The 18,857-nt window shown below is 68.2% G+C and carries 13 protein-coding genes; 7 read left to right on the top strand and 6 right to left on the bottom strand.

The genetic code is table 11. The features are described 5' to 3' along the window. A complete protein-coding gene (locus tag EL337_RS12305; protein ID WP_048631306.1) occupies positions 1-840 on the bottom strand; it encodes a DUF3097 domain-containing protein in 840 nt (279 codons plus the stop codon). Between the two features lie 1,416 nt (positions 841-2,256). Here EL337_RS12305 and EL337_RS28730 point away from each other — a divergent pair. From EL337_RS28730 to EL337_RS12285, 4 genes are all read left to right on the top strand, one after another. Continuing rightward, positions 2,257-3,714, top strand: coding sequence for a PGRS repeat-containing protein (locus EL337_RS28730; RefSeq protein WP_235666623.1), 1,458 nt, complete (start codon positions 2,257-2,259; stop codon positions 3,712-3,714). 135 nt (positions 3,715-3,849) lie between these two features. Continuing rightward, positions 3,850-4,635, top strand: coding sequence for an SDR family NAD(P)-dependent oxidoreductase (locus EL337_RS12295; RefSeq protein ID WP_048634841.1), 786 nt, complete (start codon positions 3,850-3,852; stop codon positions 4,633-4,635). Then, positions 4,636-5,112, top strand: a complete 477-nt coding sequence (locus EL337_RS12290) for a nuclear transport factor 2 family protein (protein WP_048634840.1) — start codon at positions 4,636-4,638, stop codon at positions 5,110-5,112. Beyond that, the gene (locus EL337_RS12285) at positions 5,109-5,885 is read left to right on the top strand and encodes an SDR family NAD(P)-dependent oxidoreductase (RefSeq protein WP_048634839.1); all 777 of its coding nucleotides are present in this window, start codon (positions 5,109-5,111) and stop codon (positions 5,883-5,885) included. The genes EL337_RS12290 and EL337_RS12285 overlap by 4 nt, the downstream gene beginning before the upstream one ends. A 6-nt stretch (positions 5,886-5,891) precedes the next feature. Here the strand turns inward: EL337_RS12285 and EL337_RS12280 are convergent, their stop codons facing one another. Genes EL337_RS12280 through EL337_RS12260 form a run of 5 tightly spaced genes read right to left on the bottom strand, consistent with a single transcriptional unit; the run spans position 5,892 to position 14,992 of the window. Then, positions 5,892-6,977, bottom strand: coding sequence for a zinc-binding metallopeptidase family protein (locus tag EL337_RS12280; protein ID WP_048634838.1), 1,086 nt, complete (start codon positions 6,975-6,977; stop codon positions 5,892-5,894). Beyond that, positions 6,970-7,902: a transglutaminase family protein gene (locus EL337_RS12275; RefSeq protein ID WP_048634855.1), complete on the bottom strand. Its 933-nt coding sequence runs from the start codon at positions 7,900-7,902 to the stop codon at positions 6,970-6,972. The genes EL337_RS12280 and EL337_RS12275 overlap by 8 nt, the downstream gene beginning before the upstream one ends. Continuing rightward, positions 7,899-10,601, bottom strand: a complete 2,703-nt coding sequence (locus EL337_RS12270) for a circularly permuted type 2 ATP-grasp protein (protein WP_048634837.1) — start codon at positions 10,599-10,601, stop codon at positions 7,899-7,901. Before EL337_RS12270 ends, EL337_RS12275 begins: the two co-directional genes overlap by 4 nt. Further along, entirely contained in the window at positions 10,601-14,059 is a 3,459-nt protein-coding gene (locus tag EL337_RS12265; protein WP_048634836.1) for a transglutaminase family protein, read from the bottom strand. The genes EL337_RS12270 and EL337_RS12265 overlap by 1 nt, the downstream gene beginning before the upstream one ends. A gap of 48 nt (positions 14,060-14,107) precedes the next feature. Further along, the gene (locus EL337_RS12260; protein ID WP_370737215.1) at positions 14,108-14,992 is read right to left on the bottom strand and encodes a DUF389 domain-containing protein; all 885 of its coding nucleotides are present in this window, start codon (positions 14,990-14,992) and stop codon (positions 14,108-14,110) included. Between the two features lie 208 nt (positions 14,993-15,200). Between EL337_RS12260 and EL337_RS12255 the strand changes: the two genes are divergently transcribed. The 3 genes from EL337_RS12255 to EL337_RS12245 are packed head-to-tail and all read left to right on the top strand — an operon-like array spanning position 15,201 to position 18,854. After that, positions 15,201-16,025 (top strand): DeoR/GlpR family DNA-binding transcription regulator, encoded by an 825-nt coding sequence (locus EL337_RS12255; RefSeq protein ID WP_048634834.1) that lies wholly within the window; start codon positions 15,201-15,203, stop codon positions 16,023-16,025. After that, positions 16,022-17,512, top strand: coding sequence for an FGGY-family carbohydrate kinase (locus EL337_RS12250; protein ID WP_048634833.1), 1,491 nt, complete (start codon positions 16,022-16,024; stop codon positions 17,510-17,512). The genes EL337_RS12255 and EL337_RS12250 overlap by 4 nt, the downstream gene beginning before the upstream one ends. Before the next feature lie 16 nt (positions 17,513-17,528). Beyond that, positions 17,529-18,854, top strand: coding sequence for an ABC transporter substrate-binding protein (locus tag EL337_RS12245; protein ID WP_048634832.1), 1,326 nt, complete (start codon positions 17,529-17,531; stop codon positions 18,852-18,854). The last annotated feature ends 3 nt before the right edge of the window (positions 18,855-18,857 follow it).

Here is an 18,857-nt window from a genome sequence, read left to right as displayed (position 1 = left end):
TCACGACGCAGGTTGTGTCACGAAGTCGATCAACTCTTCGACCCGCCCGATCAACTCGGGTTCCAGGTCGGTCCAGTCCCGAACCCGGCCGCGGATCTTCTGCCACGCCGCGGCGATATCGGACTGGTCGCGGTGCTTCCAGCCCAGCGCCGCGCAGACACCGTGCTTCCAGTCCTGGCCCTTCGGAATCACCGGCCACTGCGCCACCCCGATCCGGGCCGGCTTCACCGCCTGCCAGATGTCGATGAACGGGTGCCCGACGACCAGTGTGTGCTCCCCGCCCGGCCCGCGACGGACGGCTTCCGCGATGCGCGCCTCCTTGGAACCCGCCACCAGGTGATCGACCAGCACTCCCAACCGCCGCCCCGCATCCGGCCGGAAGTCGGCGACGATGTCGGTCAGGTCGTCGACGCCGCCCAGGAACTCCACGACGACGCCCTCGATCCGCAGGTCCTCGCCCCACACCTGCTCGACGAGCTCGGCGTCGTGCCGGCCCTCGACGTAGATGCGGCTGGGTAGCGCGACTTTCGCGCGCACGCCCCTGACCGCCACCGAGCCGGAGGCGGTGCGCGTCGCCGCGGGCGCCGCCCGCTTCGGAGCGGTCAGGATGACGGGCTTGCCGTCGATGAGATAGCCCGGACCGACCGGGAACGGCTTGGTACGACCGTTGCGGTCCTCCAACTCCATCCGGCCGTACTCCACCCGGACCACGGCGCCGACGAAGCCGGTCTGGGCGTCTTCGACGACCATCCCCATCTCGATCTGCTGTTCGGTGGAACGGGGCCTGCGGGCGCGGTGCGGGTTGTCGGCCAGGATGTCGGCGCCATAGCGATCTGCCACCGGGTGATCCTAGGAAGAGGCGGGGCCGTCTTCACTCACCGTCACCCGTGTGTCGCCCGCTACTTCGGTATTTCTCTTCGTCACAGGCACGGCGGGCCGAGCGACAGGCGCGCAGAATGTGACGGACACCGGCTCAATCCGGCGACCCACATTCTGTGCATTTGTTTCACCTCGGAACAGACCACCGGAATTTTCGCGGACTCCCAGTGACGGTCAGCGAATTGCACTCCGCTCGCAACGCTGCCAAATCATCGAGAAATCCGTCGCCTGATGCCCGCGTAGCAAACACCCCGTCATCCGACGTTTTGGCTCTCCGCAAATATGACGAGATAGTTACTACCAAGAACGATGTTTTGCCTGCTGCATATTAGCGGAGCGCGGTCCCGCGGTTGACGGACGAGCGGACCGGCGGCCCGGACGGCATGAACGGCCACCTCAAGGGTGGTGCCGCTGACACCGCGTCGATGCCGGCGTGGGGTATTCATAGCAGTTCAGAGGTGATTTACCGGATGTTCTTCCGTTGAAGGCCAAGCCGCACCGGGGCAGAGCCCCACTCAGGACTGTGGGCTGCTGCCGAAGGGTCTCCGATCTGGGGAACACATAAAAGCGTCGCCATATAGTGTTTGCTGGACAGGGATGTCGTGATGGTTGACACATCACGAAGCAAAGCCTATTGTTCGGGATACATCGATGTTTATCGAAGTTTTTTCGAACCAGTCGTGACCAACGCAATGGCCCCGACTTGCGAGGGGGCAGTGGCGACGCGACGTCGCCAGGAACGACCAGTCTCGGTCACCGGCGCTTTTACAGCCGCGATGTTCCCTTTCTCCGACACTGTCTCGCGGGCGCATATTCGCGCGTCTGACGCGGCGGCAGTATCGCCACACCTTTACTTTTCGGACGACCGCGGCCTTTGCAGCTGCATTGAGGTCGCGCCGCCATTTCTTCCTTTGTGTTGCGAAATTGATGGCACAAGCCATTCATTGTGGGCGATTCGAGGGGTGCCGCACATGATGCACGCACAAAGAGTTAGTCACCGAAAAGGTGAAACACACGTGGGGCCGCCAGGCCGGACGACAGCAGTATCGAAACAGGAGTTTTCACATGAAAAATTTCGTCTATCCGTGCGCAACGGGAATCGCCGCGGCAGGCGCGGGTGCTGTATTCGCACTTGCCTCTCCGGCCACAGCACAGGCGGCCCCGGCGCTGTCTGCACCGTTGTCACCAGCGACAACGCAGTGCGATCCGTCGCTGGCGGGGTGTTTGTCGGGCAACCTCAGTCTCTTTGGGTCGAATAACGCCCTCGCGGTCACCCCCAATGCGCTGAACGCTGCCATTCAAGATTGTCCGTGTGAACCCGGGCACGACATATTCATCAATGCGCCCCTCTACAACCTGATCGGGTTGATCGGCTACGTGCCCGTCGTCAATATCTTCATCGGCAACGGGGCCAACGGTCTGGCGGGTACCGGGGCCAACGGAGGAAACGCCGGCCTGTTGATCGGCTACGGCGGAATCGGCGGATCAGGCGCCGCGGGAGTGGCCGGTGGTAACGGCGGCAAGGGCGGTCTGTTCTTCGGCAACGGCGGTGCAGGCGGCGCGGGCGGAACGTCGGCGAACGGCGGCAACGGCGGCGATGCGGGAATGTTCGCGCTGGTCGGGCACGGTGGTAACGGCGGCGTCGGCGGCAACGGCGCACTCGGCACCATCGGGACGACGGGCACCGGCACGGCCACTGACGGCACGGCGGGTGAGATCGGAGCCATCGGTGCGACCGGCGCCAACGGCGTGAACCCCACAGCCAGCGGTGCCGCGGGAGCCGCGGGAGCCGCGGGTGCAGCGACGACGGTCACCGGCGGCAATGGTGCGCCGGGCAGCCCCGGTAATCCGGGCGGCGCGGGCGGCGCAGGCGGCGCGGTGGCAGGAACGGCGCCTCTGGCGACTGGCGGCAACGGCGCGATCGGCGGTGCCGGCACTCCCGGAGCCAACGGCGGAGCGGGCGGTGCAGGCGGTGCGGCGACGACCACCGGAACCAATGCCGTGGCTGTCGGCGGTAACGGCGCTGACGGTGGTGCCGGTGGAACCGGCGTGACGACGGGCGGCGCAGGTGGCGCAGGTGGCGCTGCCACGAGCACCACCGGGGCGGCAAGCGGTGGCAACGGCGGCAACGGTGGCGCAGGTGGCATCGGTGCCGCGGGCGAATCCGGCGGAGTCGGAGCAGTCGGCGGGACGGGCGGAACAGGCTCCAACGCCACAGGCGTCGGCGGCACCGGCACAGTCGGCGGCCAGGCGGGTAACGGCGGCAACGGCGGCAAGGGCGGCTTCTATGGCGGCGGCGGCAATGCCGGCAACGGCGGCGTCGGCGGAACCGGCGGCGTCGGTGGAACCGGCGAAGCCGGCGGCAACGGCGGAACCGGCGGCACCGGCGGAACCGGTGGCACCGGCGGCGCAGGCGACGCGGGCGGCAACGGCGGCGTCGGTGGCGCAGGCGGCGCAGGCACCGGTGGTGGCCCCACGGGTGTCGGCGGCAAGGGCGGACTGGGCGGCTCCGGCGATTCGGGTGGTCCGGGCGGAACCGGCGGAACCGGCGGCAGCGGCGGCAGCGGCGGCAGCGGCGGCTCGGGCGCGGCAGGCGGCAGCGGTGGGGCCGGCGGTGGCGGCGGTTCAGCCGGCATTGCCGATCCGGGCGGAACGTTCAGCCACGCGGGCGCAGCCGGCACCAGCGGTGCGAACGGCGCCAGCGGCGCCAGCGGTGCCAGCGGCGCCAACGGCACCAACGGCGGAACCGGCAAGGCCGGCGCCAGCGGTAGCAGCGGCGCCAACGGAGCGAACGGCACCAACGGCACCAACGGGGCCGATGGGGCATCGTCCTAACACCCTGAACCGCAGAGTGTGAGAGGCCTCTGTGTTCGGGGTCAACGGGGGCGTCGGCTGAGCCGGCGCCCCCGTTGCCATGCCATGGCGCGCTAACAGCGTGTACCGGCCGGTCGTTCAGGCGACAATGGCGCGGTGACGGAACTGAGGGCCTACGGGCCATGGGCGGTGGTCGCCGGCGGTTCGGAGGGCGTCGGGGCGGAATTCGCCGCGCTGCTGGCCCAGGCCGGGGTGAATGTGGCACTGGTGGCGCGCAAGCCGGAGCCGCTGGAGCGCACGGCAGCCCGTTGCCGCGCGCTGGGGGTCCAAACCCGCACGCTGGCAGTCGATCTGGTGGATGCACCCGATGAGGTGATCGCCATGACCGCAGACCTCGAGGTCGGGCTGCTGATATACAACGCGGGCGCCAACACGTGCAGTGAGCATTTTCTCGATGCAGACCTCGCGGATTTCGCCCGGGTGATCGACCTCAACATCACCGCGATGATGAGGCTCACGCAGCACTACGCGCGTCCGATGCGGGAACGCCGCCGCGGAGGAATTCTGCTGGTCGGCTCGATGGCCGGCTATCTCGGCTCCGCGCGCCACTCGGTCTATGGCGGCGTCAAGGCGTTCGGCCGGATTTTCGCCGAGAGCCTGTGGCTGGAACTGCGGCAGCACGACGTGCACGTACTCGAACTCGTGCTGGGGGTGACGCGCACGCCGGCGATGGAACGAGTGGGCCTGAACTTCGACGTACCAGGCCTGCACGTGTCCGAGCCCGCCGACGTCGCCGCCGAGGGACTTGCCCGGTTGCCGCACGGACCGGTGCACGTCGCCGACGGAAACGCCGACGGCGTCGCGCAGCGCAACCACCCCGACCGCGCCGCGGTGGTCGTGGGCGCGCACCGCTTCATGGAGAAACTGATGGGTGACCGCTAGATGAGTACCGATCGACTGGCCGAGCTGGAGCGCCGGCTACACCGCGTCGAGGACGAACGCGAGATCGAGCGGATGATCGCCAGCTACGGCCCACTGGTCGACGCAGGCGAGGCCGACGCCGTCGCCGTCCTGTGGAGCGAAGAGGGCACCTACGACGTCGAGGGGTGGTCGATGCGCAGCCGTGCGGACATCGCCGCCATGGTCCGCTCCCCCCAGCACCAGGGCCTGATCGGCGGCGGATGCTGCCACTTCCTCGGACCGGCGGTGGTCAGCGTCGACGGCGACGACGCGGTGGCGATATGCGAGTCGGCACTGCTGGTCCATCGCGAGGGACGTTTTGTGGTGGCACGGGCGGGCGCCAACAGCTTCCGGCTCCGTCGTCTCGATGGCCGGTGGCAGATCACCGAACGCACCACCCGCGCCCTGGACGGCAAACGCGAAGCGCACCAACTCCTTTCCACCCTGGCGGGGCCATGAGCGGCACGCTCGACGGGCGGGTGGCGCTGGTGACCGGTGCCGGCGCCGGAATAGGCGAGGGCATCGCCCGTCGCTTCGCCGACGAGGGCGCTCGCGTGGTGGTCGCCGAGCACGACGCGGATTCGGGCAGCGCTGTCGCCGACCGGATCGGCGGATACTTCGTCGCCACCGATGTTTCCGACCGGGGTCAGGTCGACAACGCCGTCGCTGCCGCGGTGTCGGAGTTCGGCGCGATCGACATCCTGGTCAACAACGCGTGGGGTGGCGGTGGTATCGGCCGGGTCGAGCTCAAGACCGATCAGCAGATCGCCGACGGCGTCGCAGTCGGGTACTACGGGCCGTTCTGGGCGATGCGGGCGGCCTACCCCCACATGAAGACGGCCGGGTGGGGCCGAGTCATCAATCTGTGCAGCCTCAACGGCGTCAACGCCCACGTCGGCTCTCTGGAGTACAACGCAGCCAAGGAGGCGCTGCGCGCGCTCACGCGCACCGCCGCCCGGGAGTGGGCACCGACCGGCGTGACCGTCAACGCGCTGTGCCCGGCGGCCAAGAGCCAGGCCTTCTTTCGCGCCCTCGGCGACTACCCTGAACTGGAGGCGATGGCCGACGCAGCCAACCCGATGGGCCGCATGGGTGACCCGTACGACGACATCGCGCCCGTCGCAGTCTTTCTCGCCTCCGACGCTTCCCGCTACCTGACGGGCAACACGCTGTTCGTCGACGGCGGTGCCCACATCAATGGGGTGGCCTGGGCGCCCGATCTGGACACGTGATCGGCGCTAGGTCAGTTGCTGGCTCTGGTCTTGCAGCGGAGCGCCGACCTCGGCCAGCTTCGCCGGGTTCGAGGTGATCTCGTCGATCACGGTGTGGATGAACCTCATCTTCTCCAGCACTGCCGGGGGTAGGACGAAGGGATAGAGGTCCTCTTTGCCCATCGACCGGTTCACCATGTTCAGCGCCCACGCCAGCGGCAGCCACATCTCGATCATCGTGTCGAAGCCGCTGGGCCCCAGCGTCTTTCGCTCGAAGGTGGCACCTGCCGGCGCCATCCCGAAGGCGGCAGCGGTGTCGAGGGTGTCCCGGATGTGCAGGTAGTGGGCGAATGTCTCGGCCCAATCCTCGGCCGGGTGCATCGTCGCATAGGAGGACACGTAGTTCTTCTCCCAGCCCGCAGGCGCGCCCTCGCTGTAATGCCGATCGAGAGCGGCCTGATAGTCGGCTTCGGGATCGCCGAACAATTCCTGGTATCGCTGAAGGTAGTCGGGCGAGACACCGATGAGCCGGTACTGGTAATAGTGTCCGATCTCGTGGCGGAAGTGCCCGAGCAGCGTGCGGTACGGCTCGTCCATCGAGACCCGCAGCTGTTCGCGGTGGACGTCGTCCCCCTCGGCGAGATCGAGGGTGATCACCCCGTTGTCGTGCCCGGTGAACACCTTCTCGAATTGACTCGACAGCAGGTCGAACGCCAGCCCGTATTCCGGATCGTCGTTGCGGCCGACGATCGGCAGCTTCATCTCGTGCAGCTCGGCGATCAGCCGCCGCTTTGCGCCCTCGGCAGCCGCGAATGCGGCCAGCGCGATGGTGTCGGCATCGTTGGGCCGCGTGCGGGTCAGGGCGCACGACACGCAGAGCTTGGCGATCGGCCCCTTCTCCACCAGCCAGTTGCATTCGGCCAGATGGAGATTGGCGCACAGCTGATAGTGGTTCTTGTCGACGGCACCGGCATGCTCGCTCTCGGCGGGCGGTGCGATGACCAGCAGCGCCATGTCGTCGAGCGAGAACCCCAGCGAGCTCTTGCAATTGAGGCAGACCGAGTTCTCGAACGACAACCGCTGTCCGCAGTTGGGACAATTGAAGTCACGCACGCAGCACTCCCCCTTCATGTGGCGCCACATCGACGGCAACGTCGATGACGCTGCTCTCCGAATCGGTGTAGATGATGCCGCGCAACGGCGGTACGTCAGCGTAGTCGCGCCCGAAACCGACGGTGACATAACGCTCGTCGACCATCTGATTGTTGGTCGGGTCCAGACCGAGCCACAGGTTCTGTGGCGTCCACACCGACGCCCATGCGTGCGTCGCGTCCACTCCCACCATGCGTTCCTTCCCAGGCGGCGGGTCGGTCGCCAGGTATCCGGAGACGTAACTGGCGGCCAGACCGTTGGCACGCAGACAGGCGATCGCGAGCCGCGCGAAATCCTGACATACCCCCTCCCTGGCAGCCAAAACTTCACTCACCTTGGTCGAGACCGTGGTCGACCCGGACCGATAGGTGAAGTCGGTGTAGATACGGGTTGTCAGGTCGCGAAGCACCTCGATGAGCGGCCTGCCCCCACTGAAACTCGGCGCTGCGTAGGCCCGTAGCTCGTCGGTGATCTCCGGAGGCTGGAGGTCCAGTGTGAACTCGGACGCCAGCGCGCCGTCGGCGCCGACCGGGCGCGCGATCTCCCAGGGTGCCCGCGCGGACGGACCGTCGTACAGGTCGGGCGCGGGCGGGTCGACCTCGACGATCGATCTGCTGGTGATGGTCAGTGCACGGTGCCGCGCTGCGACGTGGAAATAGGAGCTGGTGTTGCCGTACGCATCTCGGCTGGTCGAGCTGTCCGCGGCGTCCGGATCGATGATGAGCTCGTGAAACAGGCACCGTTGGCGCGCCGAGTCCCGTGGGGTGAGGAAGCCGCGGCCGTATGAGCTGGTGACGACGTCGGAGTACCGGTACCGCGTGCGGTGGGTGACTTCGTAGCACCTGCTCGCGCCGGATGCGGTGGGACCGTCCGGGAATGCGGTCACGGCACCACCCGACGCTCGGCGGGTCCCCACAACGGCTGCATGTCGCCGGGCAGCGACAGGTGGACGGCGGTGATCACCGAGGAGAGTTCTCGCAGATCGCGGTGGATGCCGCTCATCAGCGCGTGCAGCGCATCCCGCTTGCCCTCGGCGGTCACGTCCTCGAGCTCGTCCGGCTCGATCCGGCGCAACCGGGTGGCCACCTCGTCGACCATCCGCTCAGGTCGCGACGATCCCGACGACCCGGGCAGCGACTTCAGGTGTTCCCGCAGCCGATCCAGCTGGTAGACCAGCGAACGCGGGTTCTCCACGTCGAACAGCACCAGCTCGGCCACACCGGCCACACTAATCTTGCCGGGATTGCGCCTGCGGTAGATCACCAGCGATTCGCACGCCACCAGAGCCGACTCCGTGATGGTCTGCTCGGCGCCGGGCGTGCGCACCGTGGTCAGTGTGGCGCGCAGCAACGCGGTCAGCGCCAGCCCGCGCTCGATGCGCTTGCCGATGTCCATCATCGTCCAGCCCACGTCGTGGACCATGGATTCGGCGACCACCCCGGAGAACGCCAGCATCCCGGCCAGCGTCTGCGTGCTGGTCGAGGCCAGGAACGCATCGCCTTCGGCCCGCGAGTCCGGCGGTGTCTCGGGGGCGTTCAGCAGCGCGCGCTCCAGTGAGGACAACACCATCCAGGTGTCGTTGGACATCTGGTCGCGCACCGCGCGCGCGGACAGGCCGAGACGTTCCACCGACTGCGCCAGTGAACCGGAGCGGTGTCGATCGGAGGTCAGTGACCACAGCGTCGTCGGCGCGGTCGCCACCATCTCGGCATAGTCGCCCTTGGCGCCGGTGTCTGTTCCGGTGATCGACCCCAGAGCGGTGAGCAGCACAGGCACGCACTCGCTGCCGTCCATCGTGCGGCGGTAGCGGTACTCGTGATAACGCTCACGGGTCACCGTCAGCAGCCGGGCCATGTGCTCGGCCCGTTCGGCGTACCGGCCGATCCAGAACAGGTCGGACAGCACGCGTGGCGAGCTGATCTCCTGGGTGGGACTTGCGGTGGCCAGCGCAGGCAGACCATCGACTTCGGGCGCGGTGATCTCCACCGGCACCGTCGCCGGGATCTTCTCGGCGGTGACCCGCGTCGGGGTGCGAACCCAGATATCTTTGGCAGCAACTGATTTCAGCAGATATCCGGCTGAGCCCTGAGCCAGCAGGTAACCGAGCCCGCCGATCATCGGCGCGTAGCCACTGCGCTGGGACACCGTGAACAGGCGCATACCGACACTCGACGAGGACAGCCCACCGGGGAAGAAGTCCGACGGCGCCGAGGAGAACTCGGGCAGCTCCTGCCCCACCCACTGCCACGGAGTGGCCGCGATGCGGGCGGCGAGGGTTTCACGCTGCGTCGACGACAGCTGCGGACCGAAGATCGGATCGCCTCCGGTCACCGGTTTGATGAGCAGCGACGACAGATTCGCCAGCAGGTGGGAGCGTTCGATGTCGATGCCGGCCCAGTACAGCGGCGTCGTGGCCAGCATCGGGGACTCCCCGACCAGATGCTCGGCGAGCTCGGGCAGAAACCGAAGCAGCCCAGGGTTTTCCAGCACTCCGCTGCCCAGCGTGTTGACCACCGTCACCGCACCGCGGCGCAACGCCTCCACCAGGCCCACCACGCCGAGACGAGAATCCGGCCGAAGATCGAGGGGGTCGGCGTATTCGGCGTCGACACGGCGCAGCACCACATCCACCCGCTTGAGGGTGCCCATCGATCGCATCCACAGCTTGCCGTCACGCACCACCAGATCCGCGCTCTCGACCAGCGGCACACCCAGCACACCGGCCAGGTACGCCTGATCGAACGCCGTCTCGGAGTGGATACCGGGGCTGAGCACCACCACCACCGGCTCCTCGGCCGAATCAGGCGCGGCGTCCACGAGCGCGAGGCGGAGCGCCTGCGCCCACGGCGACGCCGGGCGTGGGCCGATCTGCTCGTAGAGGTCGGGGATCGCGTGCGCGACCACCCGGCGGTCGGCCAGCGCGTAACCCGCACCCGAGGGCGCCTGTGTCCAGTCGGCGTTGACCGCGAACTCCCCGGCCGCGTTCCGGCTGACGTCGCAGCCGTGCAGGAAGAGCTGATGGCGGCCGGGAACCTCGATGCCGCGGGCCGCCCGCACATACCCGGGATTGGCGAACAGCAGCTGCGGCGGGAGCACCCCGCTGGTGATCGATCGGCGCTCGCCGTAGAGGTCGGTCAGCACCGCGTCCAGCAGCCGTGACCGCTGGACCAGTCCGGCCTCCAGCTGGTCCCAGTCGGAGGCGGAGATCACCAGCGGCAGCGCGTCCAACCGCCACGGCCCCGGCACCGCGGTGCCGTCGCCGTTGGTGACGGCCTCGCCGTGTCTGTCCACCTGGATGTAGGTGATGCCGTCGTTGTCGACGAGGCTGCGCACCACCTGCTGGAGCCGGTCCAGTCCGCCGCGACCGCGGTCGCGCACACACTCGGCGAGCTCGTGCCACGCCGGCCGCACATTTCCTGCTCCGTCGACGAACTCGTCGTAGCCGGCGGCCGGGCCGCCGTAGCTCGGCGCCACGTCGAACAGCGCCTGCTGCGCCCGCATGCTGCCGTAGGGCGCCAGCGGATTGTCGAAATCGCTCGCTCCGGCGTCCCGCTGGGATGTGGGAGGTGTGGTCGGGAGGGCCATTACCGCAGAACGGTACGCACTCGCCGCAGATCCAATATGCCCGGCGCGCCCACATCGGTGGATTGGCGCGCCTGCTTCTCCCGCAGACCGGCGAGATCCGCCTTACCAGCGGTGAAGCCGGTGGCCTCGAAGCGCCTGCCGCGGCGCGACTCCGCCTCCACCGCGTTGACCGGAGGGGTCTCGTAGGAACGGCCGCCCGGATGCGAGACGTGGTAGGTGCAGCCCCCGCGGGACACGCCGGTGACGGCATCGATCAGCTCGAAGCGCAGCGGACCGTCCACGGTGATCGACGGGTGCAGCGCGCTGGGCGGTTGCCAAGCCCGATAGCGGACTCCACCGACCTGGACATCGGGGTTGTCGGTGGCCAGCATCGGGATGGGATGACCGTTGACGGTGACGATGAAGCGTTCGCGGTCGGCGCCGATGAGCCGCACCTGCAGACGCTCCACCGACGAATCGACGTACCGGGCAGTTCCCCCTGCGGTCGACTCCTCCCCCAGCACGTTCCACGGTTCGATGGCGCCACGGAGTTCGATCTCCACGCCACCGAACACCGCAGTGCCTATCCGCGGAAACCGGAACTCGGTGAACGGATCCAGCCAGCTGGTGTCGAATTCGATTCCCTGCGAACGCAGGTCCGCAGCCACCTCGGCGATGTCCTGGATGATGAAGTGCGGCAACAGGTATCGACCGTGCAGATTTGCTCCGTGCCGGATCAGGGGTGCCCGCAGCGGCTGGTCCCAGAACCAGGCCACCAGCGCGCGCACCAGCAGCGACTGCACCATCGCCATCTGGTGGTGCGGCGGCATCTCGAAACCGCGCAGCTCCAGCAGGCCGAGCCGGCCCCGCGCGCTGTCCGGGCTGTAGAGCTTGTCGATGCAGAACTCGGCGCGGTGGGTGTTGCCGGTGATGTCGGTGAGGAGGTGGCGGAGGGCCCTGTCGGTGATCCACGGAGCGGAGCTTGCGGAGCGACCATGTTCCGGAGCGGAGCTTGCGGAGCGACCATGTTCCGGAGCGGAGCTTGCGGAGCGACCATGTTCCGGCATGGACGCCTCGTTGTCCTCGTCGGCGTCCTCGGGGCGCGTCGTCGCGGTCAGCCGGGCGATCTCGGCGAACGCGATCTCCAGCTCGTAGATCGCATCCGGCCTGCCCTCGTCCACCCGCGGCGCCTGCGACGTCGTACCGATGAACCGACCCGAGAACAGGTAGGACAGCGACGGGTGACGCTGCCAATAGGTCAGCAGCGAGACGAGCAGATCGGGGCGGCGCAGCAGCGGAGAGTCGGCGGGGGTGATTCCGCCGAGGGTGATGTGGTTGCCGCCGCCCGTCCCGCCGTGGGTGCCGTCGACGTCGAACGCCTCGGTGGACAGTCGAGCCAGTCGGGCTTCGGCGTACAACGTCTCCAGTTGTGCGCGCTGTTCGGCGAAGCTGGACGTCGGCGCGACGTTCACCTCGATCACCCCGGGGTCGGGCGTGACCGACATCGACGCGAGGCGAGGGTCGCTGGGCGGACCGTAGCCCTCGATCACCACCGGGCAACCGATCACGGCGGCGGCTTCCTCGATCCGGTGGATCAGATCGATGAAGTGCTCGAGTTCCTCGGTGGGAGGCAGGAACACGTACAGCAGCCCGTCCCGGATCTCGCCGACCAGCGCCGTGGTGGGCACCCACTCCGCGTCGTCGACATCCTCGACCTCCGCGGTGGCCGCCGCCGCAGCGCCGTCACCGTCCTTGCCGCTCAGCGCAGGCCGGCCCTGGAGCGGGTCGGCGTCGACGGTGGGCCTCGGCGGCCGCCAGCTGATCGACTTGAGCGGCAGCCGGAGCCCGGCGGGCGAGTCGCCGTCGAGCAACACGATCCGACCCCGGCGCAGTTGCCAGTTCGCGCTCGCCCATCCCTCGTCGTCGTCGCGGCGGTGCAGCGGCAGCACGAATGCGGTCGGTTCGGTGACCGCGGCGTCGAGACGGGCGATCAACTGGGTCCGCACGTCGGCGCCGTCCGATTCCAGGTCGTCGGCGGCGGACACCGGCTCGCCCGCGGGCAGGCGGACCGCGCCGGCCAGCCGCGCCAGCGCGTCCTCATACGCAGGCCGGACCTGACTGTCGGGCAGGCCGAGACCGCCGGCGATGGCCGCGAGCAGCCTGCGGGCGGCGTCCGGCGCGGTCGAGGCAGTGCCGGGTTCTTCGGCCCACGGGTCGGCGAGCAGCGCCTCATCAGTCCACAGCGGTTCACCGTCGGTGCGCCAGAACAGGCCGATCTGCCAGCGCGGCAACGGTTCTCCGGGATACCACTTGCCCTGGCTGCGCTGGACCAGTCCCTGCGGCGCCCAGACCTTCTTCAGGCGTGCCGCCAACGCTGAGGCGCGTTCGCGCTTGTGCGGTCCGTCGGCGTCGGTGGTCCACTCCGGATCCACCTGATTGTCTATCGAGACGAACGTGGGCTCGCCGCCGACCGTCAGCCGCACATCGCCCGCGGCCAGCCGCTCGTCCACGCGCCGGCCCAGTGCGTTGATCGCCGCCCAGGACGCCTCGGTGTAGGGCAGCGTGACGCGGGGATCCTCGTGGACCCGGGTGACGAGGTTGCTGAATTCCAGCGTCGTTTCGCAGGGTTCGGTGGCCCCGGTGATCGGGGCCGCGGACTCGGGGTGCGGTGTCGCCGACAACGGGATGTGGCCTTCGCCGGCGAACAGGCCGGAGGTGGGGTCGAGGCCGATCCAGCCGGCGCCGGGGATGTAGACCTCGGTCCACGCGTGCAGGTCGGTGAAGTCGGCGGCCGGTCCCGACGGGCCGTCGAGTGCCTCGACGTCGGATGTCAGCTGGACCAGGTAGCCCGAGACGAACCGGGCCGCCAGACCCATCTGCCGCAGGATCGACACCATCAGCCACGCCGAGTCCCGGCACGACCCGATTCCGGTGCGCAGCGTGAAGTCCGGCGTCTGCACACCGGGTTCCATCCGGACGGAGTAGCCGACGTCGGCGTTGACGGCGCGGTTGAGCGCAACCAGGAAATCGATGGTGCGGGTTCGCGATGCGATCGAGAAGTTCTTCACCCACGCGTCGGTGAGGTCGCCGGGTCCCGACCCGTCACCGTCCTCATCGATCGGGCGCAGGTAGGGCTTGAGGTCCTCCAGCAGATTCTTCGGATACTCGAACGGGAACGTCTCGGCGTAATCCTCGATGAAGAAGTCGAAGGGGTTGATGACCTTCATGTCGGCGATCAGGCCCACGGTGATCGTCAGGCTGCGGGTCCGCGTCGGAAACACCAGTCGGGCCAGGAAATTACCGAACGCGTCCTGCTGCCAGTTCACGAAGTGATCGGCCGGCTCGACCTGCAGCGAGTACGCCTCGATCGGGGTCCGGGAGTGCGGCGCGGGGCGCAGTCGCACGACATGCGGATGCACTTCGACCAGTCGGTCGAAGGTGTAGCTGGTGCGATGCTCGAGGGCAACCTTGATACCCATAGAGGTAGATCCCACCACACCGGACAGTGCGACGCAGATCGCGTCCGTCTACTTGCGCGCTGAACGCGGCCCCAGACGACCACGCGGGCGCAGCACCAGGACGAGCACCCCCGCGACGACGATGCCCACCAGATTGACCACGAGTTGAAGTGCCGATTTCGCTGCCACGTCCCACGCTCCGACCGTCGCGGCGACGACTGCGAACCCGGCCGCGGTCACGGTGTAGACGGAGATGAAGACACCTACGAGCCCGGCCGACCTGGCCGAGACGAGCGAGAGCATCCCCGCCGCACCGGCGAGCAGCGCCACCACGAACGACACCGGGCCCACCTGGAAGATGAAGTCGACCTCCTCGACGTGAGCCACGCTGTCGAGCGTGATCCAGCCGAGGGACTCGGCGACCCAGGTGGCGATGGCGGTGATTCCCATCGCGATGGGAAACCCGACAGCGAGCGCCAGTGCGGCACGCCGCGCCAGGGTTGTGCGCCGCTGCACCAGTGCCACCGACAGCGCCGCCAGCGGACCGAACTCGGGCCCCAGCACCATCGCTCCCACGATCGTGACCGTCGAATCGGTCACCACCCCGATGGCGGTGAGCAGGCAGGCCAGCGTCAGGAAGAGGACGAAGGTGACCGACAGGGTGGCCTCTTCCCGCGTGCGGCCGATGAGCTCGTCCCAGACCACCGCATCGGCGGGATCTCCCTCGGCCTCGTCCTCGGCGCGGTGCGCCCTGGTCGAGAGGATGGTGTCGAGAACTTCGAGCGTGATCGCGCCCCGGTGCTGGATGTCGAGCTCTTTCAAGTCCTTGATGACGCCGTTGGCACATTCGCGGGCGATGTCCGCGGTGATCTCGTCGCCCGCGGGTTCCAGTGCGGCATCGGCGTGCAGCGCGATGTTGGCGACCCCGACCTCGGCGCGCAACACCGCCAGCACGTCGTCGCGCAGGTCGGTCGGGGCGATGACTCGCAAGTGGAGCACCGGCGCAACTTAACCGTCTTCTGCACGGGAAATGAACAAGTGACCGCCAAATGTGGGCATCGCACACAATCCTGTTATAGATTCACACCAGCAGTTCACGCGGACGCCTGATTACCGAGCGAGCAGCAGGGATTTCTGTGAATTTTCAACAGATAAGGCGCGGATGGCTGTGGATGTGAGAACCCGTCGGGATCGCATCGAGCAGCGCGTACGTTCTGCCCGGGAGATCAACTTCGCCGATCTGGCAGCGGAGTTCGACGTGTCCGAGATGACGATCAGGCGTGACGTCGAGGCCCTGGAGGTCCTCGGCGTTCTGCGCCGCGTGGTCGGTGGCGCGATCGCGGTGCAGGGCAAGGACACCGAGCCGTCGTTCGCGACCCGGATGGCCGACGCCGCCCAGGAGAAGATCCACATCGCCGATGTCGTCGCCGACCTGATCGGCCGCAACGAGACACTCATCCTGGACTCCGGCAGCACCGCACTGGCCGTCGCCAAGTCGTTGAAGGGCCGTGGTCTGGGCCTGACGGTCGTCACCCCGAGCGTTCTCGCCGCGCTCGCCCTGGTCGACGAACCCGACACCACCGTCGTCCTCACCGGCGGCGAACTACGGGCGGGGGAACTGAGCCTGATCGGCCCGAGCGCCGAGGACACGCTGAACAATTACAACTGCGACACCTACGTGATGGGTGTCGCGGGCATCGACAGCGACCGCGGGATCTCCGACTATCACCAGGCCGAGAGCCGGGTGAAGCGAGCGGCGAGCCGGCGCGCCGACCGCGTGATCGTCGCCGCGGACAAGAGCAAGTTGGGCCGGGTGACCTTCGTCAGCATCTCCGCGCTGGCCCAGATCCACACCATCGTCAGCGACGGCCCACCGGACCATCCGGCTCTGGTTGCCGCCCGCGGCGTCGGTGTCGAGGTCATCTGCGTTGCCGGACAGGCCACGTCGCTCTCCCCCTCCGCCGAGGCAAGCGGGCAGGCCCGATGAGCCGCTACACCGTCGGCATCGACATCGGCACCACCGGAACCAAGACGGTGCTGCTGGACACGACCGGTGGCATCGTGGCGACAGCGAGCAGAGAGAACGCGTTGCACTCGCCGGCCCCCGGCTTCGCAGAAGCCGACACCGGGCAGTGGTACGACAACGTCATCGGATCGATCCGGGAGGTGCTGAGCACCACCGGGATCGCGCCCGAACTCGTCGCGGCCATCGCCACCTCGGGCATGGTCCCCGCAGTCATAGCCGTCGACGGCGACGGAAACCCGTTGCGGCGGGCCATACTCCAGAACGATGCCCGCGCACACCGCGAGGTGACCGCGCTCGCCGAGAACCTGTCGACGGTCGACCTCGTCACGCTGACCGGATCGGCGCTGACCCAGCAGTCGGTGGCCCCCACCACGGTCTGGCTACGTGAGCACGAACCCGACGTCTACGCACGCACCGCGCACTGGGTGGGCTCCTACGACTGGGTGCTGTCCGCGCTGGGCGCGCCGGTCCACGTGGAACAGAACTGGGCCTTGGAGTCCGGACTGTTCACCGTCGACGGCGACAGCGCAGACGCGGTGCTCAACGCCGCGGCGCTCGACCCGGGCACGCTCCCCCAGGTCCTGCGGCCCGGCACCCGGGTCGGCGAGCTGAGCCGGCGCGCCGCCGAGGCCACGGGCCTGCGGCCCGGCACCGCGCTGGTGGTCGGCGGCGCCGATCATGTGCTGTCGGCATTCGCGGCCGGGGTCAACAACCCCGGCGATGCGCTGGTGAAACTCGGTGGCGCAGGCGACATCCTGGTCGCCAGCGACACCAAGGTCGTCGACGAACGGCTGTACCTGGACGCTCACCCGGTGCCGGGCCACTGGCTACCCAACGGCTGCATGGCCACCAGCGGCAGCCTCATCCGGTGGTTCCAGGCGCTGATCGGCGGTCCGGGCAGCGTCGAGCTCACCACGCTCGACGACGAAGCGGCCGACCGCCGCCCGGCCGAAGTGCTGTGTCTGCCGTACTTCCTCGGCGAGAAGAGCCCGCTGCACGACCCGGATCTACGGGGTGTCTTCGCGGGCATGCATCTCGGGCACACCCGGGCCGACATGTACCGCTCGGTCCTGGAGGCGATCGCCTTCGGGTTCCGCCACCACGTCGACGTCTTCGGTGAGATCGGAGTGCCTCTCACCCGGGTGATGATCACCAATGGCGGCTCCAAATCCACGCTGTGGAAGCAGATTCACGCCGATGTGCTCGGGCTCGAGATGCACCCGGTCCGCGGTCACCCCGGCGCCTCACTCGGCGCAGCGGTGATCGCCGCCATCGGCGTCGGTGCACTCGACGACTGGTCGGACGCCGCACGGTTCATCACCCTGGACACCCCCTACGCCCCGGATCCCGCGCGCCGCGACGCCTACGACACAGCCTACGCGACCTGGCGCGACCTGGGCGCCGCGATGACCCCCATCTCTCATGCAATCGCCCGCACCACCCGATGAAAGGAACAGCACTGTAATGAGATTCGCAAAGTGTCCCACTCCAGGGCGGCGCGGGACCACCGCCCGTTCCGCCTTTCTCGCGCTCTTCGCCATCCTCGCGCTGGTGCTGTCGGCATGCGCAGGCAGCGGCGGCCCCGAGCAGGCCGAAGCCACCGGATCCGGTGAAGTCGCCGCTGACACCTCGGGCACGGTCCGGATCCTCATGGAGAACGTGCCGGACACCGACATCGTGCAGTCGATGGTCGCCGACTTCAACAAGCAATACCCCGACATCGACATCAATATCGAGTCGCTGACCTACGACCAGATGCGCGACAAGCTGGTGTCGTCGTTCCAGTCGTCATCGCCGACGTACGACCTCATCGTCGTCGACAACCCCTGGATGGTCGACTTCGCGAACGCGGAGTTCCTCCAGCCGCTGGATGCCCGCATCGACAGCACGCCGGACTACGACGCCGCCGACTTCTTCACGCCCCTGACCGACATCACCGAGGTCGACGGCGCCCACTACGGCGTGCCGTTCTACAACTACGCGCTCGGATACCTCTACAACTCCGACGATCTCGCGGCAGCCAACCAGCAGGTGCCCACCACGCTCGACGAACTGGTCAGCACGAGCAAGGCGCTCAAGACGGCGGACCGCGCAGGCATCGCGATGCAACCTCAGCGCGGCTACAAGATCTTCGAGGAGTGGGGTAACTGGCTTTTCGCGGCCGGCGGATCGATCTACGACGCGGACGGGAAAGTCACCCTGAACACCCCCGAGGCCAAGCGGGCCCTCGAGGCGTACATCGACACCTACCGCAACGCCGCACCGGCCAACAGCCTGAACTGGAGCATGGACGAGGCCCAGCGCTCGGTGTCGGCCAACCAGTCGGCATCGATGATCAACTACAACTGGCAGCTGCCCGCGCTCAACGAGCCCGGCTCGGGGCCGGCCGCAGGCAAGGTCAAGCTGGCCACCATCCCCGGCGGCAAGCAGGTCCTCGGCTCCTGGAGCTGGGCGATCCCGGCCAACTCCGCGACTCCCGATGCGGCGTGGGCCTTCGTCTCCTGGATCACGGCCAAGTCCAACGACGTCGCACGCACCGAGAAGGGCGGCGCGGCCATCCGCAAGAGCACGCTGGCCGACCTGGCGGCGCGGGGCGGCAAGTTCGGCGCCGAGTACTACCAGACGGTGGAGCAGCTCCTCGCCAATTCGGCTCCGCTGAGCCAGGGCCCGAGCGGCGAGGAGATGATCCAGGCCGTCGGCACCGAGCTCAACGAGGCGGTGGCCGGCACCAAGAGCGTCGACGACGCACTGGCCGCCGCGCAGGCCGAGGCCGAGAAGATCCAGGGCTGACGC

The sequence above is a fragment of the Mycolicibacterium aurum genome (assembly GCF_900637195.1).
Lineage (GTDB): Bacteria > Actinomycetota > Actinomycetes > Mycobacteriales > Mycobacteriaceae > Mycobacterium > Mycobacterium aurum.
This window is presented reverse-complemented; position numbering and strand designations above follow the sequence as displayed.

Excerpts from the sequence above, each read along its gene's own strand:
- EL337_RS12290 (WP_048634840.1), top strand. The coding sequence starts at position 4,636 with ATGAGTACCGATCGACTGGCCGAGCTGGAGCGCCGGCTACACCGCGTC.
- EL337_RS12285 (WP_048634839.1), top strand. The coding sequence starts at position 5,109 with ATGAGCGGCACGCTCGACGGGCGGGTGGCGCTGGTGACCGGTGCCGGC.
- EL337_RS12270 (WP_048634837.1), bottom strand. The coding sequence starts at position 10,601 with ATGGCCCTCCCGACCACACCTCCCACATCCCAGCGGGACGCCGGAGCG.
- EL337_RS12265 (WP_048634836.1), bottom strand. The coding sequence starts at position 14,059 with ATGGGTATCAAGGTTGCCCTCGAGCATCGCACCAGCTACACCTTCGAC.
- EL337_RS12255 (WP_048634834.1), top strand. The coding sequence starts at position 15,201 with ATGGCTGTGGATGTGAGAACCCGTCGGGATCGCATCGAGCAGCGCGTA.
- EL337_RS12250 (WP_048634833.1), top strand. The coding sequence starts at position 16,022 with ATGAGCCGCTACACCGTCGGCATCGACATCGGCACCACCGGAACCAAG.
- EL337_RS12245 (WP_048634832.1), top strand. The coding sequence starts at position 17,529 with ATGAGATTCGCAAAGTGTCCCACTCCAGGGCGGCGCGGGACCACCGCC.